The organism is Cellulomonas sp. NPDC055163, assembly GCF_053607065.1.
In genome coordinates, this window is sequence record NZ_JBSGSU010000003.1 from 123,033 (window position 1) to 149,131 (window position 26,099).

The 26,099-nt window shown below is 72.3% G+C and carries 25 protein-coding genes; 5 read left to right on the forward strand and 20 right to left on the reverse strand.

The annotated features are described in order from the left end of the window. Positions 1 to 6: 6 nt before the first annotated feature. The 8 genes from ACWFNE_RS06850 to ACWFNE_RS06885 are packed head-to-tail and all read right to left on the reverse strand — an operon-like array spanning position 7 to position 7,870. Positions 7 to 189 (reverse strand): hypothetical protein, encoded by a 183-nt coding sequence (locus ACWFNE_RS06850; RefSeq protein WP_452121678.1) that lies wholly within the window; start codon positions 187 to 189, stop codon positions 7 to 9. A gap of 35 nt (positions 190 to 224) precedes the next feature. Further along, positions 225 to 1,439 (reverse strand): CIS tube protein, encoded by a 1,215-nt coding sequence (locus ACWFNE_RS06855; RefSeq protein WP_452121679.1) that lies wholly within the window; start codon positions 1,437 to 1,439, stop codon positions 225 to 227. Next, entirely contained in the window at positions 1,436 to 1,963 is a 528-nt protein-coding gene (locus ACWFNE_RS06860; protein WP_452121680.1) for a phage tail protein, read from the reverse strand. Before ACWFNE_RS06860 ends, ACWFNE_RS06855 begins: the two co-directional genes overlap by 4 nt. After that, on the reverse strand, positions 1,953 to 3,980 hold the full coding sequence (locus ACWFNE_RS06865) for a phage tail sheath family protein (RefSeq protein ID WP_452121681.1): 2,028 nt from the start codon (positions 3,978 to 3,980) through the stop codon (positions 1,953 to 1,955). The genes ACWFNE_RS06860 and ACWFNE_RS06865 overlap by 11 nt, the downstream gene beginning before the upstream one ends. Further along, positions 3,977 to 4,432, reverse strand: coding sequence for a phage tail protein (locus ACWFNE_RS06870; protein WP_452121682.1), 456 nt, complete (start codon positions 4,430 to 4,432; stop codon positions 3,977 to 3,979). Before ACWFNE_RS06870 ends, ACWFNE_RS06865 begins: the two co-directional genes overlap by 4 nt. A gap of 13 nt (positions 4,433 to 4,445) precedes the next feature. Continuing rightward, positions 4,446 to 6,362 carry a phage tail sheath family protein gene (locus ACWFNE_RS06875; protein WP_452121683.1) on the reverse strand — a complete coding sequence of 639 codons (1,917 nt, stop codon included), beginning with the start codon at positions 6,360 to 6,362 and terminating at the stop codon, positions 4,446 to 4,448. 33 nt (positions 6,363 to 6,395) lie between these two features. Further along, complete coding sequence (locus ACWFNE_RS06880) at positions 6,396 to 7,259, reverse strand: hypothetical protein (protein ID WP_452121684.1); 864 nt, start codon at positions 7,257 to 7,259, stop codon at positions 6,396 to 6,398. Next, positions 7,259 to 7,870, reverse strand: coding sequence for a Pvc16 family protein (locus tag ACWFNE_RS06885; protein ID WP_452121685.1), 612 nt, complete (start codon positions 7,868 to 7,870; stop codon positions 7,259 to 7,261). Before ACWFNE_RS06885 ends, ACWFNE_RS06880 begins: the two co-directional genes overlap by 1 nt. A 120-nt stretch (positions 7,871 to 7,990) precedes the next feature. On the opposite strand from ACWFNE_RS06885, the gene ACWFNE_RS06890 reads away from it, so the two are divergent. Both ACWFNE_RS06890 and ACWFNE_RS06895 read left to right on the forward strand, forming a co-directional pair. Beyond that, positions 7,991 to 9,226 (forward strand): hypothetical protein, encoded by a 1,236-nt coding sequence (locus ACWFNE_RS06890; protein ID WP_452121686.1) that lies wholly within the window; start codon positions 7,991 to 7,993, stop codon positions 9,224 to 9,226. Between the two features lie 124 nt (positions 9,227 to 9,350). Then, positions 9,351 to 10,241 carry an AfsR/SARP family transcriptional regulator gene (locus ACWFNE_RS06895; RefSeq protein WP_452121687.1) on the forward strand — a complete coding sequence of 297 codons (891 nt, stop codon included), beginning with the start codon at positions 9,351 to 9,353 and terminating at the stop codon, positions 10,239 to 10,241. Positions 10,242 to 10,953: 712 nt separating this feature from the next. Here ACWFNE_RS06895 and ACWFNE_RS06900 read toward each other — a convergent pair. The 5 genes from ACWFNE_RS06900 to ACWFNE_RS06920 form a co-directional block, all read right to left on the reverse strand. Then, positions 10,954 to 11,223 carry a hypothetical protein gene (locus tag ACWFNE_RS06900; RefSeq protein ID WP_452121688.1) on the reverse strand — a complete coding sequence of 90 codons (270 nt, stop codon included), beginning with the start codon at positions 11,221 to 11,223 and terminating at the stop codon, positions 10,954 to 10,956. Positions 11,224 to 11,251: 28 nt separating this feature from the next. Next, positions 11,252 to 12,028 carry a prepilin peptidase gene (locus ACWFNE_RS06905; protein ID WP_452121689.1) on the reverse strand — a complete coding sequence of 259 codons (777 nt, stop codon included), beginning with the start codon at positions 12,026 to 12,028 and terminating at the stop codon, positions 11,252 to 11,254. Between the two features lie 223 nt (positions 12,029 to 12,251). Next, on the reverse strand, positions 12,252 to 12,956 hold the full coding sequence (locus ACWFNE_RS06910) for a hypothetical protein (protein ID WP_452121690.1): 705 nt from the start codon (positions 12,954 to 12,956) through the stop codon (positions 12,252 to 12,254). A 121-nt stretch (positions 12,957 to 13,077) separates the two neighbouring features. Then, the gene (locus tag ACWFNE_RS06915; RefSeq protein WP_452121691.1) at positions 13,078 to 13,626 is read right to left on the reverse strand and encodes a hypothetical protein; all 549 of its coding nucleotides are present in this window, start codon (positions 13,624 to 13,626) and stop codon (positions 13,078 to 13,080) included. A gap of 280 nt (positions 13,627 to 13,906) precedes the next feature. Beyond that, on the reverse strand, positions 13,907 to 14,869 hold the full coding sequence (locus ACWFNE_RS06920) for a hypothetical protein (RefSeq protein WP_452121692.1): 963 nt from the start codon (positions 14,867 to 14,869) through the stop codon (positions 13,907 to 13,909). A gap of 564 nt (positions 14,870 to 15,433) precedes the next feature. Here ACWFNE_RS06920 and ACWFNE_RS06925 point away from each other — a divergent pair. Next, the gene (locus tag ACWFNE_RS06925) at positions 15,434 to 15,823 is read left to right on the forward strand and encodes a helix-turn-helix transcriptional regulator (RefSeq protein WP_452121693.1); all 390 of its coding nucleotides are present in this window, start codon (positions 15,434 to 15,436) and stop codon (positions 15,821 to 15,823) included. Between the two features lie 36 nt (positions 15,824 to 15,859). On the opposite strand, the gene ACWFNE_RS06930 is transcribed toward ACWFNE_RS06925, so the two are convergent. The 5 genes from ACWFNE_RS06930 to ACWFNE_RS06950 all read right to left on the reverse strand — a co-directional run bounded on the left by ACWFNE_RS06930 (position 15,860) and on the right by ACWFNE_RS06950 (position 22,092). Then, the gene (locus ACWFNE_RS06930; protein ID WP_452121694.1) at positions 15,860 to 16,219 is read right to left on the reverse strand and encodes a hypothetical protein; all 360 of its coding nucleotides are present in this window, start codon (positions 16,217 to 16,219) and stop codon (positions 15,860 to 15,862) included. Continuing rightward, the gene (locus ACWFNE_RS06935; protein WP_452121695.1) at positions 16,216 to 18,582 is read right to left on the reverse strand and encodes a restriction endonuclease fold toxin-2 domain-containing protein; all 2,367 of its coding nucleotides are present in this window, start codon (positions 18,580 to 18,582) and stop codon (positions 16,216 to 16,218) included. Before ACWFNE_RS06935 ends, ACWFNE_RS06930 begins: the two co-directional genes overlap by 4 nt. Positions 18,583 to 18,769: 187 nt before the next feature. Next, positions 18,770 to 19,078 carry a hypothetical protein gene (locus ACWFNE_RS06940; protein ID WP_452121696.1) on the reverse strand — a complete coding sequence of 103 codons (309 nt, stop codon included), beginning with the start codon at positions 19,076 to 19,078 and terminating at the stop codon, positions 18,770 to 18,772. Beyond that, a complete protein-coding gene (locus tag ACWFNE_RS06945; protein ID WP_452121697.1) occupies positions 19,071 to 20,228 on the reverse strand; it encodes a hypothetical protein in 1,158 nt (385 codons plus the stop codon). Before ACWFNE_RS06945 ends, ACWFNE_RS06940 begins: the two co-directional genes overlap by 8 nt. Before the next feature lie 112 nt (positions 20,229 to 20,340). Continuing rightward, positions 20,341 to 22,092 carry a SpoIIE family protein phosphatase gene (locus ACWFNE_RS06950; protein ID WP_452121698.1) on the reverse strand — a complete coding sequence of 584 codons (1,752 nt, stop codon included), beginning with the start codon at positions 22,090 to 22,092 and terminating at the stop codon, positions 20,341 to 20,343. Positions 22,093 to 22,098: 6 nt separating this feature from the next. Here ACWFNE_RS06950 and ACWFNE_RS06955 point away from each other — a divergent pair, with 6 nt between their 5' ends. Together ACWFNE_RS06955 and ACWFNE_RS06960 are read left to right on the forward strand one after the other, a co-directional pair. Beyond that, positions 22,099 to 22,278, forward strand: a complete 180-nt coding sequence (locus tag ACWFNE_RS06955; protein ID WP_452121699.1) for a hypothetical protein — start codon at positions 22,099 to 22,101, stop codon at positions 22,276 to 22,278. A 126-nt stretch (positions 22,279 to 22,404) separates the two neighbouring features. Next, complete coding sequence (locus tag ACWFNE_RS06960) at positions 22,405 to 23,808, forward strand: ATP-binding protein (RefSeq protein WP_452121700.1); 1,404 nt, start codon at positions 22,405 to 22,407, stop codon at positions 23,806 to 23,808. A 130-nt stretch (positions 23,809 to 23,938) separates the two neighbouring features. Here the strand turns inward: ACWFNE_RS06960 and ACWFNE_RS06965 are convergent, their stop codons facing one another. Then, positions 23,939 to 24,907: an aldo/keto reductase gene (locus ACWFNE_RS06965; RefSeq protein ID WP_452121701.1), complete on the reverse strand. Its 969-nt coding sequence runs from the start codon at positions 24,905 to 24,907 to the stop codon at positions 23,939 to 23,941. 641 nt (positions 24,908 to 25,548) lie between these two features. Beyond that, positions 25,549 to 25,965 carry a GNAT family N-acetyltransferase gene (locus ACWFNE_RS06970; protein WP_452121702.1) on the reverse strand — a complete coding sequence of 139 codons (417 nt, stop codon included), beginning with the start codon at positions 25,963 to 25,965 and terminating at the stop codon, positions 25,549 to 25,551. Positions 25,966 to 26,099: the final 134 nt, after the last annotated feature.

Below are 26,099 nucleotides of genomic sequence, written 5' to 3' on the forward strand. Positions count from 1 at the left end.
GCCGCGTCAGTCCTCGAAGTCCTCGGCGTACACCCGCGCGCGCAGCCGCGCCAGGTCGACGGCGGCGGCGCGCCACGCGTCCTCGGCCGCCCCCGGGTAGCGCGGCTGGTCGCCCTGCCGCGTCTCGGGCACCGGGTGCCCCGAGGTCCCGGAGAGCTCGGTGTGGATCTCGCCCACGTGCACGCCCATGCCCTAAGTCTCAGGAGCACCGCGTCTCCGCAGCGTCACCGGTCCCCGGCGGAGACCCGCGCCTGTAGCGGGACGCCTCGCCCGTAGGTGAGGGCTCGGTGGTCGACGGTCGGTGCGACGGCCGTCGCTCCCGCCGTCGACGCGCGCGCCGACGCCGAGGCGCTGAACGACGCCGACGCGGCCGGCGCCGCGAACGACGCACGGGCCGAGGCGCTCGCCGCGGACGTCGTTTCGGCCTCGACCCGAGCCAGCGCCCGTCCGAGCCCGCCCTCCTCCGCGAGGACGAACCCGGCCGCCGCCTCCGCGCTCGCTCCACCGGCGACCCCGCCGGCTCCGGCGCCCCCGTGTGCCGAGGCGGTCGCCCGGAGCCCGAGCGCACCGCGCACCGTCGCGAGGTCGCCGACGCCCGCCGAGGCCGTGAACCCGGACCCGGCGCCGAGCCCGGCCGTGCCACCGACGTCGAGGCCGGCGGACGCGGCGAGCTGGACCTGCGTCCCCGCCGGGAGTGTGAGGGGGGACGTCAGGCCGGCCATCGCGGAACGCCACGCCGCCGGGTCCTCGTTCGCCCGGGCCAGGACCTGCTGCACGCTCTCCCCGGCCGTGGCCAGGGCCGTCGAGACGGGGTTGGGCGTCGGGGCGGAGCCCGGTCCGGCGCCGGGCGGCGCCGAGGGCGTCGTCGGGCCGCCAGCGGCGCCGGACCGGCCGCCGCCGCCCGGCCGGGCGGGACGCGCCTGCTCCGCGCGCGCCCCGGCGCCGAGCTTGCCGGACTCCCAGTCCGGGTTCTGCTCGGTGATGGTGATGCTCAGCTTGGCCCGCAGCGGCACGCCCTTCGGCGAGAAGTAGTCCAGGTCCTCGGTGAGCTGGGTGACGATGCCCCGGAACATGAACGTGCCCCAGTGGAACTGCACGGCGGGGGGCGGCTTGGCGGGGTCCTCCTTGGTCGGCTCCGTGAACCGGCGCACCATGTACGTCAGGTCCCGCACGTCCTTGTCGGGTGTGTCGGCTGTGTCGAACTCGAGGTCGAAGCTCAACGTCGCGTCCTGCACCGACGGGTTCTGCCGCTTCGCCGTGCGGGTGGTGGTGCCGCCGCGGTCGACGTTGTTGGTACGCGAGATCTTCAACGACGTCGGGTTGAACTGGACGTCGACCTTGGTGGCCGTGAGCTCCTCGTACGACGCCTTGCCGTTCTTCCCGCTCGCCTTGTTCTCCCGCAGGCGGGTCAGGGAGGCGGTCACGAGCGTGGTCGTCATGCGGACGCCCCCGTCCTCGTCGGGAGCACCATCCGCAGGCCCTCGTGGGCGATCTGCAGCTCTTCGATCGCGATCTCGCCTGTCTTGGCGTTGAGGGTGGGTCCGGCGATCTTGATCGGGAGCCCGCGGTCGAAGGTCCAGGTCGCGAGCGTGTGGGCCCGCGAGCCGTCGAGGATCTCCACGCGGCCGTCGTAGCGCGCCACGGGTCGCTCGCCGCCGACCATCCCCGTGAGCCAGCTCCACAGCGCGCCGACGGCCTTGCCTGACCCTCCGGACGGGTCTGTCGTGAACATCCCGCGCTTCAGCACGAGCGGCACGAGCTTGACCCGGCCCGCGCGGCGGATGACGCCGTCGTTGCGTCCGCCCTCGAGGTACTCCTTGACGTCCGCCTCGAGCTGGAGCCCCGTGCACTCGGCGAACTTGCCCTCGTGGTCGAGCGCCGCCGGGTCGGGGTCGCCGCCGCTGACGCGGCTGAGCGTGACGCGGAACGCGAAGGTCGGCAGCAGGTACACGTCACCCGACATCGCCGCTCACCTCCGTGGTCCCGTCGGGGTCGCGCGCGATGCGGACCATGATGAACTCGAGCGGCGAGGCGAGCGCGAGACCGACCTCCACGACGAGTCGACCCCGCGCGGCCTCCGCGGGCGGGTTGACGTCCTCGCCCGCACGGACGAAGAACGACTCCGCCTCGGTGCGGCCCGCGAACGCTCCCTGCCGGGCCAGTCCGCGCAGGAACCCCGTGACGAGCTGGACCACGCTCGCCCGCAGCGCGGCGGTGTGGGGTTCGAACACTAGCCACTGCGTCTGCCGCTCCAGGGCCAGGCGGATCATCGTCATCATCCTGCGCACGGACAGCTGCCGGAAGTCCGGGTCGGACGACAGCGTGCGTCCGGCCGCGAGCCGGAACCCGTCGCGCTCCTCCCGGTACACGTTGATGCCGAGCGCGTGCAGGCGGTCGTGCACGGCGTCGTCCACGGGGGACAGGGCGAGCACCGCCCCCCGCGCGAGCTCGTTGGCCGGCCCCCACGGCAGGCCGAGCCGCCGCTCGCGCGCGCCGATGATCCCCGCGGCGAAGGCGGACGGAGGCACGGCGACGGCGACGCCCCGCGTGCCCGTCGGGACGGCCAGCCAGGGGTGGTACGCCGCGAGGTAGCTCGAGTCGAACCCGGCGCGCCAGGCCGAGATCTGCGAGACGGACAGGCCGTCGGGCACGTCGAGCAGGGCCACGAACCGCGCGTGCCGCCGCGTGACCTCCGCGAGCATCCCCTGCCGGACGGCGATCAGGTCCCGCTCGTCGCGGACGCGGGCGTCCAGCGCCGGCTGAGGCTTCGCGGGCGCGACGAAGCTCGGCCCGGGGTCGGGCGGGTCACATGCGCTGCAGTGCGTGCGCGGGCGCGGCGGAGTCCACGGCTCCGGAGGGGGGAGGACCCGGGCCGACCGCCAAGTCAGGTCGGGCACGCACAGCAGCCCCAGCTCGCCGACGCGCGCGAGCCGGTCGACACCGTGGAAGTCGTCGTCCTCAGCCTCCGGGCCGAGATCGCCCGCAGACGGGTCGAAGAAGGCGTCGGAACCGACCAGGTGCGACCGGTCCGCGCCACCGTTCCTGGCTGTCGCGTCGACCGGCGGGAGCGTCACGTCCCGGGGTGTCAGCATTACCGCGGACCAGTCCGCGAGCGGCACGAGGAGGTGCGGGGCGACCCGGCTCTCAGGTCCGGCCCCGGCCACCCCGGGTGAGCGACCCCCGCCCGCTCCGAGACCCTCGGTCAGCACGCGCGCCAGCCAGCGCGGGTGCTCGGGCCGGAGCCCGAGGCCCGTGAGGTGCTCGCCGCGCCGGCCCGGTGCGGACCTGTCCTCCACGTCGAGCACACCCACGACGACGTCGGCGACGAGGGCGGTCCCGACCGTGACCGCTACCTCGGAGTCCAGCGTCAGCCGTTGGGGGGCGCCGCGGGGGACGTGCTCGTCGAGCACGGTCACCCAGCGCAGCACCGGATCGCTGCCTCCCCGAGCGCTCGGCGTCGGTGAGTGCAGGCGCAGCAGCGTGCCGACCGTCACGGCGGCGCCCACGGGCACGCGCAGCGTCGCCGGCCCCTCGTGCTCGGCGGGCGTCCGCTGGACGACGTCGTACCGCAGCCGGACGCTCAACCGCCCACCCCAGGTGCCCTCGCTGGACGCGGCGAGGACGGGGCCGTCGGCACCGAGCGCGTAGGTGGCGGTGGCCTCGGCGGCACCGATGGGCACGTCTCCGTGCGGTGCGACCCGCAGCACCCACGCGCGCTGCCCGCCCTGCCGGAAGAACGACGCGACGGCGTGCGGCAGCAGCCGCTCCGGCGTCCCGGGCGGTCGCTCGTACGCGCCGAACACCTCCTCGTAATCGGACCAGCGGGTCACCAGTACCGGCAGGTCCGTCGGCCCGCGCGGTGCGACGCCGGCGAACCCGGTCACGTCCAGCCGCACCGGCCCCAGGGCGGGGTCCGGCGGCGCGGGCGCGACGTACACGCCCGGGTGACCGGAGGTGCGCAGGCCCGAGGTGAGGCTCATGACGTCAGGAAGTCGATCCGCTCGGCGACCAGGTGCAGTTCCTCCATGGCGACGTCGCCGCCGCCCTTGCCCACGAGGGTGGGCCCCACCCACTTCTTGGGCTGCGCCTGCAGGAGCACCCAGCTGCAGACGGGCGCGCGCGCCTCGTCGAAGAGCGTGATGGTCACGGTGCGCGGGTCCAGCAGGCCGTCGCGGTGCGCCTTGAGCCAGTCGAACAGGCGGAGGTCCCCGATCACCCCCCGCTTCAGCGTGACGTCGTCCGTCGAGTTGATGTTGGGGATCTTGCGGACATGGTTCTCCTTGTCGTTGCCGTTGCGGTACTCGGAGTACTTGATCTCGTTGCCAAGACCGCTGACGTCCGAGAAGCCGCCGACGATCTGGTCGTCGCCCCCCGCGGTGCCGAGCTTCACCTGGAAGTTGAACGCACCGTAGGGGTTGTTTCGCGTTGCCATGGGTTCACCTCACTCAGCCCTGGTGGGCGTCGGCCGTCCACTGCCCGATGCGGAAGATGACGAACTCGGCGGGGGCCGCCGGGGCGATGCCGACCTCGCAGATCATGCGGCCGTTGTCGAGGTCGTTCTGTGTCATCGTGGTGCGGTCGCAGCGCACGAAGTACGCGTCCTCCGGCTTGGTGCCCATGAGGGCTCCGGAGCGCCACACGGAGTAGAGGAAGTCCTCGACCGACTGACGGATCGACGCCCAGAGCCGCTCGTTGTTGGGTTCGAAGACCGCCCACTGCGTGGCACGGTCGACCGAGTGCTCGACGAAGAGGAAGAGCCGTCGGATGTTGACGTACTTCCACTCCGGGTCCGAGCTCATGGTGCGCGCGCCCCAGACCCGGTTCGCGCGACCCTCGAAGAACCGCAGCGCGTTGATGCCCTCGGGGTTCAGGACCGACTGGCGGTCGAAGGTGACGTTCTGCACGAAGCCCGTGATGCCGAGCACGACCTCGTTCGCGGGGGCCTTGTGCACGCCGCGCGCGATGTCGCTGCGGGCGTAGATCCCCGCGGCGAACCCTGACGGCGGCAGGTCGAGCAGGGCGGGCGGCGCCCCGGGATCCGGCCGGACCGTCGGGTCGACGATGCGCACCCACGGGTAGTACACGGCGGCGTAGCTCGAGTCGAACTGCGCGCGGAAGGAGCGCACCTCGGAGATCGAGGAGTCCTTCGGCGGGTCCACGATGCCGATCCGGTACGCCTTGGTCGCCTGGCAGTGGGCGATCAGGTCACTCGTCGCCGTTGCGCGGTCGGCGTCGGTGGTGAGGCGCGCCGCGTCGGGGGAGGAGACGATCGCGATGTCCTCGATCTCCAGGAGCGCCGCGAGCCCTGTGGCCGCTCGCTTCGCGGCGTCGGGGTCGGCGGGTCCGCCGGCGATGTCGGACGGGGCGAGCGCCGTTGCCGGGGCCGCGCCGGTGAGGAACTGCTCGGTCGCGAGGCCGCTCAGCGCCGTCACGAGTTGGTCCACCGGGAGCGAGGCAGCAGGCTTCGCCCCGGTGTCGAACCAGACCAGGGCCATCTCGTCGGCCGGGTCCTCCGCCTGGAGCACGTTCGCGATCCCGCGGGGGTGCGCGGGGTCGAGCTCGAGTCCCGGGTACGAGTCGGACCTGCGGGCGCCCCAACGGACCGTCACGGTCACGGTCAGGGGGAGGTACGCGACTCTCCCGTCGTCCGCCAGAGGCGTCGTGGCGCCGGCGCCGTCACGCAGGCTGGTCTTGCCGGCGGCGTCCTTCACGACGACGCGGACGTTGGCCGGGTTCGGAGCCACGGCTCGGCCCGTCTGCGGGTCGCGCGGGGGCAGGGGCTTCGTCCGGTCCGGGAACTCCTCGACGGCGGCTCCGGTGGTGAGGCCCTGCAGGGTCGGTGGACCGACCCTGGGGCTCACGAGCACGTTCTTGCCGCGCTGGAAGCTCACCGATACCGCGATGTCGTTCCCGGCGACGCCCGGCCAACGCGCCCGGAAGGCGGCGAGAGGGATGCCGCCGCCGGCAGGCGCCCCGAGGGGCAGCCCGGCGAAGTCGGCGCGCGTCTGCTGACCCCCGGTCCACGGGAACACGCGCGACACGTAGAGCCGTCGGCCGCCGTTGCCGAAGAACGCGCGCGCGGCGAAGGCGAGGTAGTTCTTCTGGCCGCTGTCGGCGCCGCCGATGTCCCCGAGGCCGCCGAACGCCCGCTCGAACTCGGTGAAGCTGGTGACGAGGGTCGGGCTGGGCACCATGACGAGCTCGGGCCAGGGGTCGGCCGCGGCCGGCGTCAGGACGTACGGGACGGGCCCGACGAGCGTCTGGCCGGCCATCCCGAACGTCGAGGTCGCGACCCCCTCGATCGTCTTCGAGCGATAGCTCGTCTCCTCGACGTAGACGCCTGGGGTGAGGTATTCGGGCATCGGGATCTCCTCGGACGTGTGGTCGGCGCGGACTCAGGGGGCGAAGGGGACGTCGGTGAGCACGGTCTGCCGGCCGACGTCGAGCTGCCGGTTCAGGACCGGCGCCGTGCTGAGCACGTAGCCGGGTGGCGCCAGCTCGCCTCGCAGCCGGGGTGTGTCGAGCTCGGCCGGCAACGGCGGGTCGGAGGGGCGCTGCAGCGGCTCGACCGGCGGGTCGAAAAGCGGTCCGTCCGGACCTCGCGTCCGGCGCGGCAGGTCGTCCGGCGCCGATGGCGCCGCGACGGGTCCGTAGACGACCAGGTCGACGGTGACTGTGCTCATCACCGGGTTCTGCGCCGTCGAGCGGAGCAGCAGGGTGAACTCGCCACGGTCGTCGGCGTGGGCCCGACCGAGCACGGCGTTCGTCCCGGGCGCGACGGCGCGCACGCGCGCATAGGGCAGAGCCACGGCGCCGCGAGTCACACGCCCCCGGACCGACGTCGACCCGACGGGCAGCGGGTACGCCGCAGCGGGGGCTAGCCAGGGGGTGATCGTGCGCGCTCGCACGTCGACGTCATGGCCCTGCTGCGTGAGCTGGCTCCACGACCACGGGGTCAGGCTGAGCCTGCGCGGGACGTACCGGCGACTCGGGTCGTACACGCGCAGGACGAGGGTGGTCGGCACCACGGTCCGCCCCGCGTTCAGCCGGAACCGGCCGCCACCCGACGGCAGCAGGTCGACGCACGGCCACCACGAGGGGCGGCCCCGCGGGAGGACCCGGGCCGGCGCCTCCCATCCGACGTGCAGCGGCCAGGGAGCGCCCAACGTCGTGACGCCATCGAGCACGCGGACGCCGAGAGCCAGGCGATGGAAGACGTCCGCCGGGCCGACGGCCGTGGGGATCGTGTCGGGGGACATCAGCTCATCACGCCCACGGCTCCGGCGACGGTCGCCACCGGCGGCGGGGGCGTCACGGCCGGCCCCTCGAGGCAGATGACCCGGGCGAGGTAGGGAAGCTGCAGGCGGTAGTCGGTCGACAGCGACTGGAACGCCTCGCTCATCGAGTCGACGGCGAGGTCGTCGGCGATCACCTGGACCGCGTCGCCGGGGTTCCAAGGGTCGACGGTGCCTGCGGGCATGGCAACCGGCTGCAGCAGGGGGCCTGTGAGGATCGGCTCGGACTCCAGCACCTGGGCGGCCAGGCCCAGCCACAGCAGCTCGTCCTGCACCGTCGCGCCGAAGGCCCCGACCAAGAAGTGCATCCGCAGCGGGATGCGGGGGCGGCCGTCGGCGCTCGCGACCGCGGACCAGCCGGGGCGCGTCTCGCGGTCCACGGTGATCCGGTACGGGTACACGGAGATCGCGGGCTGCTGAATCAGCTGTCCAAGGTTGTCCGCCATCGTCTTGAGCTCCTTGGTGTTGGCCAGCAGAGCGGTCAGGCCCGCACCGCCGTCCCGTTCCGCGAACCGGCGGTTGAGGAGCGCGACGATGCTCACCCCCGCTGCGACCAGAGCGTGGTAGCTCGCCATGACCGCGATCCTCGGCGGGCGCCGTCACCGGCGCGTCGCAGACCCGTCCGGGGGCGACGGGCGGGTGACAGGGCCACGCGTTGACTCGGCCGGCCGGAACCCCGCGAAGGGAGCCTTCTCATGTCCGTACCCACCACAGCGCCGTCCGCGACAGCAGAGCAGCCCGCCCCGCCCGAGGTACCGGCCGAGCTCCTCGACGACTTCCTCGAGCTGCACGACTGCCGCCCGGAGCCGACGGGCGACGAGTGCGACGACCGCGCGCTCCAGGATCTGCAGTGCCGGAACGAGGCTCTCGCGCAGGAGTCCGCGTACCGCGCCGGGCACCAGCCGCTGCTCGCGAGCGCTCACAAGGACTTCGACGCCGCCAAGCGGAAGTACCGCGACAACCAACGGGAGGCGGCGACGCGCATCCGGGGGTACATGCACGACGTTTCCGTGCTCGTGGAAAGGCTGGAGTGTCGGATCGACCAGCCTCGAGCGGTGCGCTGCCTCGACGACAAGTTCGAGACCGTGTCGGGCTGGCTCGACTGCTGCGTGGGTTCGACCTGCGGGTGCAGCGAGGTCCCGGAGGTGGAGTTCGGCACCGATCCGCCCGCTGAGCACCGCAAGCTCGTGCGCCGGGTACGCCGGTACGTCCGGGTCGTCGAGGACACCAGGAAGGCGTTCAAGACCCTCGTGGCCGAGCCGGACGAGCTGACGAAGCGCGTTGCTGCGGTCGGCGCGGAGCTCACCGCGATCGCACAGCTGCTCGACGGCGGCACGCCGGCCGGCAGTGCGCCGGCGTCCGACGCCACGATGCCGTCCGACACCCCGACGACGCCCGACCTCAAGGAGCTCTACGCCCGGGCACTCCTGGTACGTCGGCGCCTCGAGAAGAAGTGGATCTGGAACGGCTTCGGCAGCTACGCCGAGTTCGAGGACTGCCTGTGCCGCGCACTGACGACCTGGACCGACGGCGTCGAGGCCATCGCGGTGCTCGTCGGGGTTCTCGCGCGCAGGACGTGCGCGCAGAAGAATGCGGACGCCTGGTGCGCGAAGGTCGTCAGCGCGCCGGAGGCCGAGGTGCTCGCGCTCTACGAGCGCAGCTGCGGGACGCAGGCGTGCGACGACAGCGACGAGCACGACGACGACTGCAGGTCGACGGTGGACGACGGGCCCGAACGAGAACCGCGCAAGCCCTGGCGATCGGACGACGACTGCGGCTGTGGTGGCGGCCACAGGCGGCATCCGCACCATCCCCGAGGCGGCCACCCGGGCTTCGGGCCGCGCGGCGGCGACGCGCACCGTCACGAGCACCACCAGACGGACGGCGGGGACGAGCCGCAGACCGACGACGACGACCGGCAGGGCGACTAGTATCCGAGCAGGCTCTGGTGTCTGTTCGGACACAGCGGCCCGGCGGCACGAGGGTGTGACGCTCGCGTGACGCTGGCCCTCTACGTTCCAATCAGCGCGGCTCTGGAGCGAAGGGGGCACGACCGTGACGGTCATCGAGATCGACGTCCACTCGTCGCCGGATGTCGTGTGCGTGCTGGGGGACCCGTACGTCGTGCAGGACGGCCGACGTGTCGTCGTCCCAGAGGGCTGCAAGCGGCTGCTCTCCTTCGTCGCCCTTCAGCACGGCAGGGTGGACCGCCGGCAGGCGGCAGGGACGCTCTGGCCTGAGGGGTCCGATGACCGCGCCTCCGGCAACCTGCGCTCGACGATGTGGCGGCTGCGGTGCGCGGGGATCGACGTGCTCGAGTCCGACAAGCTGAGCATCTTCCTGAGGGATCGCGCGACGACAGACCTCGACGAGTTCTGCTCCTGGGCCGACCGGCTCACCTCCGGCAGCGCGACAGACGTCGACCTGCACGTACCCGGCTGGACGACGACCGTGACAGAGCTGCTGCCAGGTTGGTACGACGAGTGGGTCATCTTCGAGCGCGAGCGGATACGTCAACGCATGCTGCACGCGCTGGAGGCCCTCAGCTGTCGGCTCCGCGCGGCCGGCCGGTGTGCCGAGGCGGTCGAGGCCGCGATGAGCGCCGTCGCCGTCGAGCCCCTGCGCGAGTCAGCACAAAGGGTGCTCGCGGAGGCACACGTGGCGGAGGGCAACTACGTCGAGGCGCGGCGGACGTACCAGCGTTACCGGGAGCTGCTCCGGCACGAGCTCGGGGTCGAGCCGAGTGCGGTGTTCCAGTCGTGGCTCCGGTCGGCAGTGCTGTCTCAACAGGCGCCGACAGGAAGGACCACGACCGGAAGGACCGCGACCGGCGCGACCACGCGAGTGGTCGCGTCCGGGCCGGCAGCGCGGGTGGCGCTGCGCGCCGTGCCGGGGTCGGCCCGGGTCGTGCCCGAGCCTGCCAGAGCTGCAGCGCCGCGCCGTTGAGAGAGCCGGACGGTCGGGAAGCTTCCGACGGTCATGGGGCGGTGCTGACGGACTCTCTGCCTGCCGAGGGAAGGTGCGCTGGCCCCCCAGGCGGTTGGTCCTACGAGCGACGCGAATCCCCGGGGGTCTGGTTATGACCGAAGAGAACTCCATGGACCTGCCGACGAGAGCGACCGCGATCGCCCCCGACGGCAGTGAGGTGAGAGTGCTGCTGGATACGCCGCGTGGCGGCATGGCTCACTTCACCTTCCCGCCCGGGGCGGCGTCGCCTGTCGTTCGGCACCGCACCGTGAGTGAGCTCTGGTTCTTCCTCAGCGGGGCGGGACGCATGTGGTTGAGCGGCGGTCTGACACCAGCGGGTCGGCAGCGATGAGGCATCGTGCCCGTCGCTGCCGACCTGCGTGCTGTGCAACGCTGCTCGACGTGAGCGCGCACGCGCACGAGGCGGGCCGGGTCCCGCCGACGACGCTCGTCGTCCAGCTGCTCGGACGGCCCCGCATCGACGTCGACGGCGCCCCGGAACACCGCGTGCGCAGCCGGAAGAGTTGGGCGCTCCGGGCGTTCCTGCTGCTGGGCCGCAGGCCGCCCACGCGCAGCCAGCTGGCCTCGCTGCTCTTCGCCGAGGCGGACGACCCCCTCGGGGCTCTGCGGTGGTGCCTGGCCGAGGTCCGGCGCGCGCTCGGCTCGGCGGTCGCCCTGGACGGCGACCCGGTCACGATCTCGCTGCCGTCGGTGCGACGGTCGACGTCGACGTGCTGGTCCGCGGGCACTGGAGCCCGCCGGCCTCGACGGCGTCAAAGGACGTCGCCTCCAGTAGCGGGTTGTCCGTGAGCGCTCGGTCGAGGAGCTCGGTTCCGGTGGGGGTGACCACGTCCTCAATCACGTGTCCTGCCCGCGCCACGTGGCGCGCGTAGGCCTGGCCAAGGATGAGTTTCAAACTCTGCACCCAGTCCGGCAGCGTCTCGATGAACGCATCGGTCACAGCAGGCCAGAGGGCGCAGCTCGGGAGCCTAAGTACGCCCTGGACGAACACGGACGACGATGTGCGGTCCTGGACGCGCGCGTCGCGCGTCCAGAGGACAGTCATCGCGACTGTGGGCGGAGATCTGGCCAGCCGCCGAGGGATGCGGTACGGGGATGGGTAGGCCCACGGTGACGTCGACGTCGACGTCGACGCCGACGGGGCCTCGGGCGGTCCGCGCATCCACGCGAGGAACGGCCCCGGGGTCGTGCCCGCGGCGACGCCGACCGCTGCGCCCACGAACATCCAGGGGGCGAAGGAGATCTTCGAGCGACGCCCTGCTCCGCGGGCGAGCAGGATGAGCGAGTGCGCGCCGGCGAGTACGAAGGTCGCGGTCGCGCCCACAGCCAGCGATGCCCAGTCGAGCCAGCCGAGGGTAGAGGTCGATGAGTCCCGCGAGCTTGACGTCGCCGGGGCCCATGCCTGCCGCATCACCGACGATCGCGGGTACGACGGCGAGAACGAGGTACAGCAGGATCATCACCCTCGCCGCGGTGGTGGCGCGAAGAACGGCGGGCCAGTCACCCTTGACCCAGCTGGCAACGGTCAGGAGCACGGCCGAGACCGGATAGCTGACGAGCGTGATCGCGTTCGGCAGCCGGCGGGTGTGGACGTCGAGCACGGTCAGCGCCACCTCGATCGCACCGAGGTAGAGGAACGCCGGGAGCTCAGGCGGCGCGTGCGGACGAACGAGCGGCGCCCCACCTAGGAGTGCGATGAGGGCCGCGAGCGCGGAGATCGACGCCCTCGCTCGGACCTGAGGCATCGCACCGCCCACCTTCGTGCCGGAGCGTCGGCATAGCAGCGCCGCGCACGATCGCAGTGTGACGCCGCGGTAGACGGTCGCGCATGCCTGTGACGTGAGGGCTGTGGACGCTGAGCACGCGCCGGCTCATTGTGGACGAGGAGAACACCGGATCGATGAGCGCTGCTGCGCCGCCACGGGAGGTCCGGGGTGCCCGTCGATCGGCTCGCGCGGGTGCCGCTACCTATGCCTGGGTAGCGTGACCGCTCGGGGTGTGGCCGCTCGAGGCCGGTGCCCGGACGGCAGGGCAAGAGTCTCGAATCGGTGGCGGGACGGGCGGGCCGGCCGCCCGCAGGTACAGATCAGTGAGGCGTGCGATGTTCGCTGGCGGCACCGGGGCCAGCTGGCGGTCGAGGTTGGCGTGGACCAGGTCGGGGTTGTCGGTGATCTCCTCGCCGCTGAGAAGGCGTGCAGGAAGCTGGATCGTCCCGGTGCGTGCGAGGCGCTCGAGCGTGGTGGCGTTGTAGCGGGCCATCTCACACATGGCGCGGGCTGCGCCGTTGAACGTCGCGCCGAGCCGGCGGAGACCAGGGTCGGTGCTCACCGCGTCGCCATGCTTGCTGAGCGGGGCGACGATACGGAGGATCCCGAGGGACTCCGTCAGATCGGCGCGCACGACTTCGTCGCGGGGTGCCGGGTCGCGGAGCGGGGCCAGTCCACGACCGATGGCTTGCCAGGTTCGACCGTGCGTGAGCAGCGCCGGCGACGGGCCGTCGAAGCCGGCGTGGAAGGCGGCGGCGTGGGCGTGCACGGCGACCGCGAGGAGGGCCATGTCGCGCAGCGTGGCCACGGACGGTTCCGGGGCGATGACCATCGTCCATGCGCGCTGGCGGACCCGAAGCAGGCGGTCGGCGAGCTCGGTCAAGCCGTCGGTGGTCGTCACGCTCACCGGCAGGAGGCCGAGTTGAGGGAGCGGGTGTGCGTCGGCGAGTCGACGGAGGGAGCAGCCCTGGCAGAGGTCGGGACGAGTGCGAGGGACACTCCGAGCAGCAGGACGCTCGCATGCCGGCTCAACATGGCGTCTCCCGGTCGACAACCGAGTTCCGGATCGTCCATCGGCTGTCGTAGAAGTACGCCGTTGCCGTGGTCAGGACACGGGTCGGCTGGTCCGGCGGTGCCGCGGACTGGCCCGTCGCAGCGAAGACGGGTTGCCAGTTACTGACATCCACGCAGTCGGTGACCACCGCGGTGGCTCCCACCCCCAGCTGAACTTCGGACACTTGGGGCGTCAGCACGGGAGTGCCGGTCACCGTGATGCCGTTCGCCTTGAGGGAGTGGACGTTCGCTCGAAGATCTGCAAGGGCCGTGTCGACCGCGAACTGTGACAGTGCGGCGGCTTCCTCGGCGACGGGATCCGCGAAGGCCGCTACCTTCGCATCCCAGAACCCGCGGTAGGCGTCCAGGATCGCTGCTTCGGCTGCGACGATCTCCGGGTCCTTCGTCGGCGTGGGGGTCGCTGTCGGGCTCGATGGCTCGATCGATGTCGGCGTCGGCGAGGGGTCCGCCTCAGCGTCTCCGGGTGAGCACGACCCGAGGGAGGCCACCGTCAGCAGGCACACGAGCGCTAGCGAGGCGCGAGCGGTTCTGGACCGCTGACTCATCGGCGATCACCGCCCCCTGCGGACCGCACGTGACCCACCTGCTTGCCGTCGACACTGACCGGCTGGTTCCCATTCCACACCCAACCGGGCGAGCCGGGAACCCCGGTCCTCGGCGCACTTGGGTGCACTCGCGCAGTCCTCATGACAGCAGGTAGGCGCAGGGGAGGGACAACATGCGCCCGCCACACGCGCATCTGTGGATATCTCCACGGGCAATCCAGCTGTGCATGGCGCACGTCTACGCGGCTCGGCGTCGCTCACGTCCGGCGTCGGAGGTCCGGGACCGGTCCCGCGTCGCCAGCAGCGCGGTCCGCACATGCTCGTCGCAGAGTGCGGACTCCCCGTCGGCCACCAGCAGCGGCAGGACTCCCGGTGCCGAGGGGGTGCCGCGCAGAGCGAGTGCGAGGCGGCGGGCCTGCCATGGCGGCAGGCCCAGGTCGACCGCCAGCAGCCGCCAGCCGACGATGGTGCACCGCGAGTCTGGTGTGGTCGGCATGCACAGCACGGCGTCGACGATCCTCGCTGCCTGATCGGCCGGCCACCCCACGTCGACCAGGGCGCGATCCGCGGACGCGAGCAGCTCGCGCCAGACGACCTCGCCGACGGGTCCGGAGTCGACGCTCGCGGGCTCGTGCCCGTCGGCCATCACCACCTCGAGGGCGATCGGTGGGCTGAGCTCTCCCTCCCGCACTGCGGCGGCCAGCGTGCGCGCGCGGCGCTCGTTCGTCGCGAACTGCGCAGCGACGACTTCCCCGAGCACGGCGCGGCGAGCCACCTGCCAGAGCACGCCCCACGGCGAGCCGGCCGAGCGCAGCGAGGGCTTCGTCATTGCGACCCAGACGGCCTCCCACGCCGTCGCCTCCGCCTGCGACGCTGCGGCGCCGCGGACGCCGAGGTCGATCGCTAACGGGCGCTCGAGCTGCGTCCGGATGTACTGAAGCAGAGCGGTGCCGACGGGGGAGTTCCAGCCTTCCGCGTCGACGGCAGCAAGGGCGTCGAGCAGCCCTTGTCGGTCGCGCGTGATGGTCGGGACGCCCGTCTCGCCCGTCAGTCGCTCGATGTTGGTCGTCACGGTGGCCTCCTCGCGTCGTATGGACACGGGAGACGATCCGCACAAGGTGTAGCCGCGCCGATGATGGCAACAGGACCCGTGGTCCTGGGCGCGATGACGGCCAGCGCGACGGATGGCGCGGCCGATCACGTCATCCGACAGAGCGTTCGCGTCGCGGGATGACGGGGTGGAGGAGCTTCGGCCGACATTGCATCCGCGGCAGCTGACCGTTCCCCGTCATCGGCGCGGCTATCGCCCACCGACCCGTCATCCGGGCGATGAGCGAGACGAACCCGGGGGCGCCACGTCGAGGGAGAGGCGGCTGTCCGATCTGGCTTGCGGCGACGGGAGGCTGGACACTTAATGGACACTTATCGTCGGCGAAGGGGCGCTAGAAGCCGCGAGACGTGTCTAGCATTCTTCATCCGCACCACACCGATCCCGGCGTTCGCGCAGGTCACAACGAGATGGGTCGAGATGAGCCGCAGACCCTTGGAATCGTGAAGTCGGCGTTCCGATTCAGGGGGTCAGGGGTTCGAGTCCCCTCAGCTCCACTCGAAGTGCTGGTCAGTGGCCACGTCGGGATCCTGAGCACAGGAGCCGGACGTGGCCACTGGACATTTGATGGACACCTATCGCCCGGACTTCGAGCCCGTAGGCCGGTCTCTCGCGGGCTCTCGCCCAGGTTGGGTGGGTCACCACCCACCTGCTGGCATGGACACCGACGTGTCGTCGCCCACAGCCGCGACGATGACCCTGGCCGAGCTCGCCGCGCACCTGGCGGTCACCCCGCAGGCGCTGTACGACCTGCGCTCGAAGGGCCGCGGCCCGCGCGGCTTCCGGGTGGGACGTCAGCTGCGCTTTCGTCTCGCGGAGGTCGGCTACCTGCGCGACGTCTACGCGCCCGAGGACACGCGAAGCTCTCTCACCGAGATGAAGCCCACCGCGCTGACCGGTGCACGGAAGCACCGACGGCGCGACCGGCGCGCGGCGCTCAAGGGTCGTGCGGACGGGATGAGCCGCCGCCAGGAGAAGCACGTCCTGCCCGTCGCACTAAGGGCGTGTACCTCACGCGTCGGCCCTGCTTCCATCGGGCGACCTTGACAACGGAGCAAGATGGAGTGACGCAGGCGAGGGCTGTCACCACTTCGTGTTGGCGGCCAGAATCGTCTCCGGCGTGCTGGTGCGATCGAGGGGGACGAAGTCTGGCGCCCAGTCCACAAGGACGGCGCCGGCCTCGGCCGGGATATCCGCTGTTCGCAGCAGCCAGGCGATAGCTTCGGCCGCCAGCTGCGGTCCCTCGCCGTCGAGGCCGACCCCGCGACCGTCGGCGTGAAACGCCAGTTCGAGGTGCTCCGTAGCGCTCCGGGACCAGGCCACGGAGACGTTTCCTAGCCGGTCCTGGGAGACCGACGACCCCGGCCACCTCTCCTGAGCCGCAGCGACGAGCTGCGGGACGTCAAGCGCGAGCTCGGGTATGGCGATCAAGGCTTCCTTCACGGTGCTCCTTCCCAGGGCTGGACGCGGACGAATCCTCGCAGGCCGAGCGCGCGCATGCGGCTTTCGAAGAACTCCGCAGCCTGTGCGTTGTTGGTCACGAATTCGAAGGGCGTGGTGCTGTTGTCGATCCCGGCTCGCTCCATGGCGTCGAGAACCTTGATGATGCGCCGGTCCATGTTCGCCGTGGCGATGTCCATCATCTTCGGTCCCATCGACTCGGGGATGTAGAAGGACCGCTCGCTCGACAGCACCAGCTTGGCGTCCGCGAGGCTGCCGTACGCGTGCGTCGCGCCGTCGAGGACCGCACCCCTGTTCCCGTCCCAGCGAGCCAGCCAGCGCTCGTCGTCGCCGAGGACCTGCCGCTGGTAGTCGGCCTCGTCGCCGAACGCGCGCATCTGGCTCGGTTCCAGTGCGTGGTAGCGCGCCGCTGCTGCGGCTTCCTGATTCGCGTCGAGCGGGTTCCAGAGCTCTCCGTGTGCGCCTTCGACAGGTTCACGTCGGAAGAAGGCGCCGAGGTCGATGATCCCGGCGTCGCCGTGACCAGCTGCGCGTTGGGCGGCCCAGAAGGCGGCGGGGTCGCGGGCGATCTCCTCCCCGAGCAGGCGCGCACCGCGCCCTGCGGCGGCCCCGGCAACGTTGCCCGGCAGGAAGGTCAGCACGAGCTCACCGGCGTCCATGCCGGCTTCGAGCGGGGTCGTGGTGGCGAGGTAGTCGGCGGTGGCGCGGACGGGGTCGCGGCTGAACGTCGCGGCGCCCTCGGCGTGGGACAGGCCGTACGTCGCGACGCCGGAGACGCCGATGGCCAGTGCGAGCGACCCGCCGGACAGTGCGACGAGGGCGGCGACGCCGGCGCCGACGGCGACCTGCTGGACGGGGGACAGGCCGTTCCACCACTGCCCGGCGTTCTCCAGCAGGCCGGCGAGGTAGTTCCCGTTCCCGTCGAGCAGGAGGTACCGCCCGATCCCCGAGGCCATCGTCGTGCCCCACCCCAGTGCGAGCGCGAGCCAGGCGCCGCCGACGACCGCCGTCGCCCGCTGGAAGACGCGTCGTGCACGCGGCTCGACGCCCGGGGTCGTCAGCGCCATCGCGTCGGCGCGGATGTTGCGCACGTGCACCGCGACGGCGCGTCCGCGCCCGACCGCGAGCCGGCGCGGTTCCGTCCCGACGCGGGCGTGAGCGGCGAGGACGACGGCGACGTCGGCCCACCACTGCGCGAGCGCGCGCAGCACCGGGGTCGCGAGGGAGGCCAGGCGCCGCGCGATCCCGGTCCCGGTGTCGACGCGCCGGTGCCACCACCGGAGCAGGCCCTGCTCGGGAGGCGTGTCGAGGACCGCCCCGCCGGGTCGCACCCGGTCACCGCCGCGCGGTGGCAGCAAGGTGGCCCGGTGCCGGCGCTGCACGTCCACGAGCAGGCACGCGACGAGCAACAGGGCGGACAGCACACCCGTCGCCCTCCCGTGCCCGGTGAGCGACCACAGCCCCGACAGGACGGCGGGGAACCCGGCCGCGTCCTCGGCGGGCCAGCTCGAGTGGGCGTTGTGCGCGTTGTACGACGCGTGCTCGGCGACGGTCAGCACGAACGACAGCACCGGGAGCCCGACCCCGGCAGCGCGCGCGGGGCGGCGCCCGGTGCGCCACAGCGCGATCCCCAGCCCGATGCTCATGGCCGTCGTGACGGTCCAGATGTGGTGCCCGTGCGCGACCGCGACACCGTCCGTGGACGCGAACCCCGCGGTCGTCCAGGGGTTGAGCGTGTAGGGCTCGGGCGGGTTCCAGAACAGCCACAGCGTCCCGCGCGAGGCCACCTGGCGGACCGCGTCCTCGTAGGCGTTGAACGCGATCCCGGACGCGAACCCGACGAGCGACCAGTCCGTCGCGGAGAACCGCCGGACCCGCCCGGGCGCGAGGAGCGCGAGCGCGAGCAGCGGGACGAGCTTGCCGGTCTCCTCCAGGAACCCGGCGAGCGCCACGCCGGACCCGTCCGAGGACCGCCCCAGGTCCAGCGCCGCGGCCACCTGGAGCGTGAACCAGCCGATGACGGCGGACCACAGCACCGCCAAGCTGAACAGCCGCGCCGTCGTCGCCCACGACAGCGTCTTGGTCCGGGCGAGCAGGAACCACACGACCAGGAGCACGAAGCTCCCGACGTACACCCGGACCGAGGCCCGGGCGGACTCGACGACGAGCAGCATGACCAGCACCAGGACGAGCGACACCCACAGGCCGACCGCGCGGACCCGCGCCCACCGCGCGGCCAGCACCGGTCGATCCGCCCACCACGCCGCCGTGCGGGCACGGGCCACCTCCCACCACTCCGGTGGAGCGGTCGGGTGCACCACCGCGGGCTCTGCCGTCGTCGCCACAGTGGCCTCCGGTCTCTCGTGTGAGCGGGGCACACCGTAGCGAACGTCCCGTTACCACGCGTCGTGCCTCCACCCGCGCGCTGATGGCACGCGCCGACCTCTATGCGGTGGACCGCGGGTACGGCTTCCGAGGAGCGAGGCGATACCCATGGACCGTCCGGGTACTCGACGCATCGTGCTACTGCCGCTACGAGGCGTACTCGGGGTCGAGCTCCTCGAGCGTGGCGTGCCTTTGGCTTTCGAGGCGCTCGGCTTCTCGGATGTCACCTAGGGCGTTCGCGGCGCTGATCGCGTCGTCGTACAACGTCTCGGAGCAGGCTTCGGCGAGCTGTCCCCGGGTAGCAGCGAGGATCGCGCCCCGGAAATCTCTGGCGGCGAGGAGCTGTGCTGACAGTACGTGCGCGACGTCAACGATCGCGGCGGCCATCCGCTGAATCTCGTGCTCGGCCCAGGTGTACTCGCTACCGGCGATTCCGAGCAGCGGGCGTTCACGCACGAGTGCGATGGCTTCGCGTAGCGACTCGTGGCCTCCGGTCTCCCTTGAGAGCCCTGTCTCGGCGAGACGCCGGAAGAGGTTCCAGTCGCATGTCGCCTCGGGGCCTAGGCGGTAGTGGCCGCTGGCGTCGACGGGTGGGAGGTCGGTACACGAGGAGCTCAGTGGAGCGCTTGCCCAGCAGGCGTGCTTCGGTGGGTAGTCCGAGTACCTCGATGGGACCGAGGACATTGATGCGGAGCCCTGTGCTGTTCCCGACGTCCGTGTAGGCGTGTGTGTCCGGGGCCGGGAACGCTGCCAGGGCGCGGAAGGGCTCGGTTCGGTGGTCGAGGTCGTTGGTCGTCGGCGAGTTGGGCTCTGCTCCCGGAGCAGTCTCTGCATCCGCCATCGCAAGGAGATCGGTGATGCGTGCCAGATCCTGCGCCGTCAGTTGAGAGGCCGTGAGCTGCATCTCTGGCGGGTCGAGTGTGGCGGAGCCGTTGGGCTCCATGGTGAGCGTCCAGGCGCCAGGGAGCGAACTGGTTGTGAGTAGGACCGAGCCGGACCAAGGCGTCGGTGGGGGCCAACCCTCGTTCCCGAGGGCGTCGAGGTAGACGACGGGCAGCCAGGTGTCGAGGGCGGTGCGGTCGGATCGGGCTTGGAGGGTGTCGTCTACGCCGTTGGCTCCGAGTACCGCGCCGATCGATCGAGCTCGCTCGGCGTGCTCGGCAGGGAGCACTGTCGTATCGACGCACTGCAGGCGCGCGGGGTCGGACGCGGCAGCGAGGGCAGCGAACTCGGGTCCGGTGATGATGCCGACGCGGCCGGTGAGGTCGCTGGTGGCGAGCTCGGTGGTGATCGCACGGAGGGTGTTGTGGGCGGCGTTGAGGTCGCCGTTGACGGCGAGGGTGCCGGCGGCTTCGAGGTTGGCGATGACGGTGGCGTCGTCGGTGTGTCCGAGGGTGACCAGTGCGGGGTAGGGCTCGGGGCGGTCGGGGTCGTCGTCGAGTGGGATGTCGTCCGTCAAGGTGGCGGTGCTGACGGTCCAGAGGCGGGGTCCGTCTGCGGTGAAGGGCTCGAGTGGTTCCGGGTCGTCGTCGGCGAGGCGGACCTCGAGGCGTGTGTCGCTCAGGTACAGCGTGGTGATGCGGGGGAGGCCGACTTCGCTCCCCATCTGGCGGTCACCCCGCACGCGCTGTACGACCCACGCTCCCGGGGCCGCGGCCGGCGTGGCTTCCGCGGCTCGCTCGGCGTTCGAGCCCGTGACGTCTGCGGCGGTGCGTCACTCACCGCGCCCGGGCGCAGAGGAGAGCGATGTCGTCGTCGTGCGAGGCCGGGCGAGCACCGACGTGCTCGAGCAGCTCCTGAGGTCCTCCTGCGGGGTCGTGCTCCCCGACGCGGTGCACGAGCCGCGCGAGGTCAGCGGTCAGGTCGCCGCCGCGCGTCTCGACGAGCCCGTCGGTGTAGAGCAGGAGGCTGTCGCCGGACATGAGCGTGACGCTGTGGTCGTGCCGCTCGGCTCCGGGTCGAGCACCGATGAGGAGGTCAGGTGGCGCGTCGAGCAGCTCGGCGCGACCGTCGGCGCGCTGCAGGATGGGGGGCGGGTGACCGGCGTTGGACCAGAGCAGGAGCCGGCTGCCGTCCGTGGAGCTCGTGACCTGAGCGAGGACGAGCGTGGCGATCGCGTCGAGCTGTAGGTGGTGCAGCGCGTCGTCCAGAGCTCCGAGGATGACGGCCGGCGACTCGTGCCTGGTCTGTGCGATGCCGCGCAGGATGTTGCGGACCTGGGCCATGGCAGCGGCGGCGTCCTGGTCGTGGCCTGCGACGTCACCGATGACGAGGTGGGCTGTCCCGTCGGGGGTGTGGAAGACGTCGTACCAGTCGCCACCCACCTGGGCGACGCGCTGGGCGGGCTGGTACGAGACCGCAAACTCGAGGTGCTCGCTCGAGGGCGGCGCGGTGAGCAGCCCGCGCTGCAGCGTCTCGGCGATGCCCTGGACCTCGGCAGCGCGGTGTCGCTCGGCGTCGCGCACCTGGAGCCGGTCGAGCACCTGAGCGCACTGGGCGGCGAAGGCGCGCAGCAGCTCGATCTCCTCGGCGGGGAAGGTTCGCTCGCGCGCGAAGGCGACAGCGAGCGACCCGAGAAGGCGTGTGCCGATCTGGAGCGGGAGCACCGCCCAGGCGTGCGTGGGCTCGACGGTGAGCGCCATCGCCTCGAGCAGGCCCGGGTACCCAGCAGCCGCGGCCCGGTTCGGGATCAGGACGAGGCTGCCGCGTGCCGCGATCGAGGACGGCATCGGCCCGTCCAACGGCAGCTCCCGGAACGCGCGCTGCACGTCACCACCGAGCGAGGGGGTGACGGTGAGGTGCAGAACGTCCTGGTCTGGTGCGCGCACCGCGATGGAACCGCCGCTCGCGTCCAGCACGGGAAGCCCGGACCCGAACACCACGTCGATCAGCTCGGCGACCGTGTCGGCCGACCCCACCCGCAGGCTCACGTCCGCCAGGCTCGCCAGGCGCCGGCTCGCCACGTCCTTCGCGCGCAGCGCGGCCGCGAGCTCCTCGGCGCGCGCGAACAGGTCCGCCTCGACCTCCATGGCGCGGCGCTCCCAGTCCTCGCCACGCAGCCTCTCGACCTCGTGGCGCCGACTCTCCTGCACGAAGTCGGTCACGTTCTCCGCGCGCTGCACCAGGAGTGCGACCCGACCCTCGGCGTCCAGGATCGGCACGCTGATCAGCGACCAGTACCGCTCCACCATCCCTCCGGTCTCCGGATCGGGGACGTCGTACTTCTGGAGCGGCATCGGGTCCGGGCGCCCGGTCGCCACCGCACGGTCGAACGACGTACGGATCCACGGCACACCGTGCTCGTCGAGCGTCTCCGCGGTCGGCGGGAACGCCTCGAACACGGGGGTCCCGACGATCTCCTCCAGCGTCCGGCCGACGTTGGTGAGGTACGCCCCGTTGGCGTCCAGGATCCGGTAGTCGGGCCCGACCGGCGACATCACGAGGTAGGACGTCGGGATCTGCGCGAACAAGGCAGCGTGATCGACCACGCAACCGCGTTCGACGTGGTCGCGTCCGACGCCGTCACGCTCGGCGTCGTCGTGCGTCGGACTCGCCGCGCGCGACGCCTCGGTCTCACTCACATGCACTCCGTCCCGTTCGGCTGCGCGATCGTCGGCGACGAGGCAGACGGCAGTGAGGAAGGGTTCTCGCGCTGAGGCATTCTCGCTCCTTGCACCGGTGATCCACCTATCGGCGAGACGCGGTGCCGATGAGCGATCACCCGCTGGCGCGCTCAGTGGGAGGAGAAGTGCCGGTTACGCTTCGCCGATGCGGGAGCTGCGGTGACGGACGACGGGCTGCTGCGGCTGCACCCTGGGGGAGGTCTGTCCCTCGGCCCTGATCTTCACGCCCCTGCGGCGGCCCGGCGCTTCGTGCGGGAGCTCCTCGCCGGCGCCGGGCACGACGCCTGGATCGACGCAGCGGAGCTCGCCGTGAGCGAGCTCGTCACCAACGCCGCTCTGCACGCTCAGACGGCGATCGAGGTCTCCGTGGCGCTGGGTCCGCGGGAACTGCGCGTCGAGGTGCGCGACTACAACCCCGCAGGTCCCCGGCAGCGAAGCTACGGCGCCCACGCGACGACGGGCCGGGGCATGGGGATGGTGGCCGCCATGACGGACCGGTGCGGCGTGATCCCGCTCGAGGACGGCAAGATCGCCTGGTTCACGCTGACCGCCGAGGCGGCGGAGACGTCCCTCGACGAGCTCCTCGCGGCCTTCGACGAGGAGCAGTGGGAGGTCACCCCGAGTCCTCCGCCGATCGCGCCGCCGGCGGACGTACGACCGCAGACCGGGCCGGTCGTGCTGGCCGGAGTTCCGCTGACGCTCTGGATGGCCGCCCAGGAGCACCACGACGCGATCCTGCGCGAGCTCCGCCTCTACAGCGCGAGCCACCCGGAGGCCAGCTTCGACTTCACCAGTGCCGAGGTCGCGCGAACGGCACTCCTCGACCTGGTGTCCGTCCAGGCGCAGGAGGCTCCGCGGGGCACCGGGCGGCGCATCGCGCTCCCCGAGGGGCACCCCAGCCCGCTGCGAGAGGTCCGCGCCCCCGTGGACATCACCCTTCAGGTGCCGCTGCGCGCCGCCGCCGCCTCCGCAGCCCTCCAGGACGTGCTCGACGCGGGCGAGCAGCTCGCCGGCGACGGTTCGCTCCTTGCCTTCCCCGGCCAACCGGAGATCGTCGCAGTGCGGGACTGGGTGTGCGAGCAGGTGCAGAGCCAGGTGCGCGGGGTCCCGCCGCGGCCGTGGGCAGGCAGTGCCGACAAGCGTTTCGAGGTCGACGCAGAAGCTGCGCGGTCGAGTGCCGAGATGGCGACCACCCTGGAACGCGTCCGGTCCAGCCCTCGAGGTGTGGTGGCCTCCGACGCACGCAACCGCATCCTGGGCGTGAGCGCCGGGCTGGCTGCGTCCCTCGGCTGGGAGGTCGAGGACCTCGTCGGGCGGCGCATCGTCACGCTCATCCCGCCCTCCCTGCGCGAGGCCCACATCGCCGGCTTCAGCCGACACCTCAGCACGGGCCGAGCCCACGTGCTCGGGGTACCGCTGATGCTGCCCGTCCTGCATGCCTCGGGCCATGAGCTGCTGTGCGACTTCATGATCGAGCAGGTCGGTGCCGGAGCCGGCCAGTCGATGTATCTCGCGTGGATCGATCCGCGAGATCCGGGACAGCAGGGAGCGGACGTCACCTGACGGAACGCCGATCAGGCTCTCGCTCACGGGGCTCCCCTCCACGGTTCGACGCTCCGGCGGCGCAGGCCGGTGAGGTCGAGCGTCACCGGCGACGTCCGCCGTGGTGATCCCCCGCACCGCGTGCGAGGGATCACCACCAGTAGTTGTCCTGCGCGGTGTACGGCTCCTCGAGGGTGGCCAGGTCGTGCGGGTCGAGCCGGAGGTCGACGGCCGCGGCGGCGTCGGCCAGGTGGTGCGGCTTGGTCGCGCCGACGATCGCGCAGGACACCGCGGGCTTGGCCAGCACCCAGGCGAGAGCGACCTGCGCCATCGCGACGCCGCGCGCCTCGGCGACCCGCTCGATGGCGTCGACCACGGGCCGGTCGACGTCCCGGTCGAACGCCTTCGCCACGGTGTCCGCCGAGGACCGCTCGGTCTGCTCGCCCCAGGGCCGGGCGGCGCGGCCCTTCGCGAGCGGGGAGTACGGGGTCAGCCCGATGCCCTGGTCGAGGCACAGCGGGATCATGTCGCGCTCCTCCTCGCGGCGCAGGACGTTGTACTGGTCCTCCATCGCCGTGAACGGCGTCCACCCGTGCAGACGTGCGGCGTGCTGCAGCTTGGCGAGCTGCCAGGCCCACATCGACGACGCCCCGAGGTAGCGGACCTTGCCGGCACGCACGACGTCGTGCAGGACCTCCATCGTCTCCTCGACCGGGACCTCGTCGTCGAAGCGGTGGAGGTAGTAGACGTCGACGTAGTCGGTGCCGAGCCGGCGCAACGAGGCGTCGAGCTGCTCGAGGACCGCCGTGCGCGACAGCCCGCTGCCGCCGGGGCCGTCGTGCATCCTCCCGTGGACCTTCGTCGCCAGCACGATGTCCTCGCGCCGGGAGTACGTGCGGATCGCGCGTCCCACGAACTCCTCGGACGTTCCGCCCTGGTAGACGTTCGCGGTGTCCCAGAACGTCACGCCGAGCTCGACAGCCTGCCGGAAGAACGGTGCTGCGGCGTCCTCGTCGAGCGTCCACCGGTGCATCCCGGTCGAGGCTCGGCCGTAGCTCATGCAGCCGAGCCCGACACGGCTGACCCGCAGCCCCGAGCCTCCCAGTCGCGTGTACTCCATCCGGACCCGCCTCTCGGTGAGATCGTGCACCGCGTGCGCCCGGGCCGACCGGGCGCCCTCGTCGGGGCCGCTCGGCGCCCACACCCAGGGTGCGCGTCGTGCCCTGCTGCCGCACGCGGTCCGGTGCTCGGGCTCGGCCCGAGGTCGTCCGCGCCGCGCCGCGCGACTCGGTCCCGGGTCGTGCCGGGCCGTAGTGGCGCGAGACGACGGCCCGAGCGGCCCGAGCCGGCCGGAGCGTCCTGGCGTGCGACGCCGGTCGGCAGGACACGGCTCCGGGTGTTGCCTACCATCGGAGCGGATGCCCGCACAGCTCGCTGACACGGGGGGGCAGCCGGAGGCCCTCGCCGGCGGGCGAGGGCCTCGTCGTGTGCGCGGTGCGCGTCGGGCCAGGGGCAGAGCTCGGCCTGGAGGACCGTGACCGGGTCGGCGCGGTACCACCCGGCGTCCAGGCACAGGCGGCGGGCGATCTGCCGCCCCGGACCCGCCCTCGCCGGGGCCACGGGCGCCGGCGACGTGCGGCCGGCTGCTCGGGTCGTGATCGGTCACGGTGAGCAGGAAGAGCGGCGTGATCACGCTCGTGACCGTTTGCGCGCGAGAGGATCTCCGCCCGCCGTCGACCGCCTGACGCGCGGCTCGCGGGGTCACCGGAGCCGGAGCACTCCGGCGGCCGTCGGGGTGAAGCCGCAGGCGTCGAGGTAGAACCCGCCCAGCGTGTCCTCGAAGTCGACGTGCAGCCACGCGCAGCCCGCGGCCGCGGCGTGCTCGCGCGCGGTCCCGACCAGCCGCGCGCCCAGACCGCCGCGGCGCGCACGGGCGGCCACGGCGGTGTCCAGCACGAAGGCGTGCGCACCGCCGTCCCACGCGACGTTCACGAAGCCGACGAGCCCGTCGTCGTCGCGTGCGAGCACCCAGCCGAGGCTGAGCCGGGTCAGGCGGCCGTGCCAGTCCGCACCGGTCGGGTCGTGCCCGAACGCCTCGGCGTGCAGCGCCTCGACCTCGTCGTTCGTGAACGCTCCCCGCCACACGAGGCGGACCGGGGCGGCGGCGGGACCAGGCACGACGGTTCTCCTCGGCGGGCGACGGTGGGTCGTGCGTCACCGTACCGGCGGCGGCCGGGCGACGGCGGCCGCCCGGCGACGGCCGCCGTCTCGCGCGCCGGGTGCCCAGCCTCCGCGCGTCACGGTGGCGCGGT

What these genes read in the sequence shown, in the direction of transcription:
- ACWFNE_RS06850 (WP_452121678.1), bottom strand. Translation starts at nt 189, where the DNA reads ATGGGCGTGCACGTGGGCGAGATCCACACCGAGCTCTCCGGGACCTCG.
- ACWFNE_RS06855 (WP_452121679.1), bottom strand. Translation starts at nt 1,439, where the DNA reads ATGACGACCACGCTCGTGACCGCCTCCCTGACCCGCCTGCGGGAGAAC.
- ACWFNE_RS06860 (WP_452121680.1), bottom strand. Translation starts at nt 1,963, where the DNA reads ATGTCGGGTGACGTGTACCTGCTGCCGACCTTCGCGTTCCGCGTCACG.
- ACWFNE_RS06865 (WP_452121681.1), bottom strand. Translation starts at nt 3,980, where the DNA reads ATGAGCCTCACCTCGGGCCTGCGCACCTCCGGTCACCCGGGCGTGTAC.
- ACWFNE_RS06870 (WP_452121682.1), bottom strand. Translation starts at nt 4,432, where the DNA reads ATGGCAACGCGAAACAACCCCTACGGTGCGTTCAACTTCCAGGTGAAG.
- ACWFNE_RS06875 (WP_452121683.1), bottom strand. Translation starts at nt 6,362, where the DNA reads ATGCCCGAATACCTCACCCCAGGCGTCTACGTCGAGGAGACGAGCTAT.
- ACWFNE_RS06880 (WP_452121684.1), bottom strand. Translation starts at nt 7,259, where the DNA reads ATGTCCCCCGACACGATCCCCACGGCCGTCGGCCCGGCGGACGTCTTC.
- ACWFNE_RS06885 (WP_452121685.1), bottom strand. Translation starts at nt 7,870, where the DNA reads ATGGCGAGCTACCACGCTCTGGTCGCAGCGGGGGTGAGCATCGTCGCG.
- ACWFNE_RS06890 (WP_452121686.1), top strand. Translation starts at nt 7,991, where the DNA reads ATGTCCGTACCCACCACAGCGCCGTCCGCGACAGCAGAGCAGCCCGCC.
- ACWFNE_RS06905 (WP_452121689.1), bottom strand. Translation starts at nt 12,028, where the DNA reads ATGCCTCAGGTCCGAGCGAGGGCGTCGATCTCCGCGCTCGCGGCCCTC.
- ACWFNE_RS06925 (WP_452121693.1), top strand. Translation starts at nt 15,434, where the DNA reads ATGGACACCGACGTGTCGTCGCCCACAGCCGCGACGATGACCCTGGCC.
- ACWFNE_RS06945 (WP_452121697.1), bottom strand. Translation starts at nt 20,228, where the DNA reads ATGGGGAGCGAAGTCGGCCTCCCCCGCATCACCACGCTGTACCTGAGC.
- ACWFNE_RS06965 (WP_452121701.1), bottom strand. Translation starts at nt 24,907, where the DNA reads ATGGAGTACACGCGACTGGGAGGCTCGGGGCTGCGGGTCAGCCGTGTC.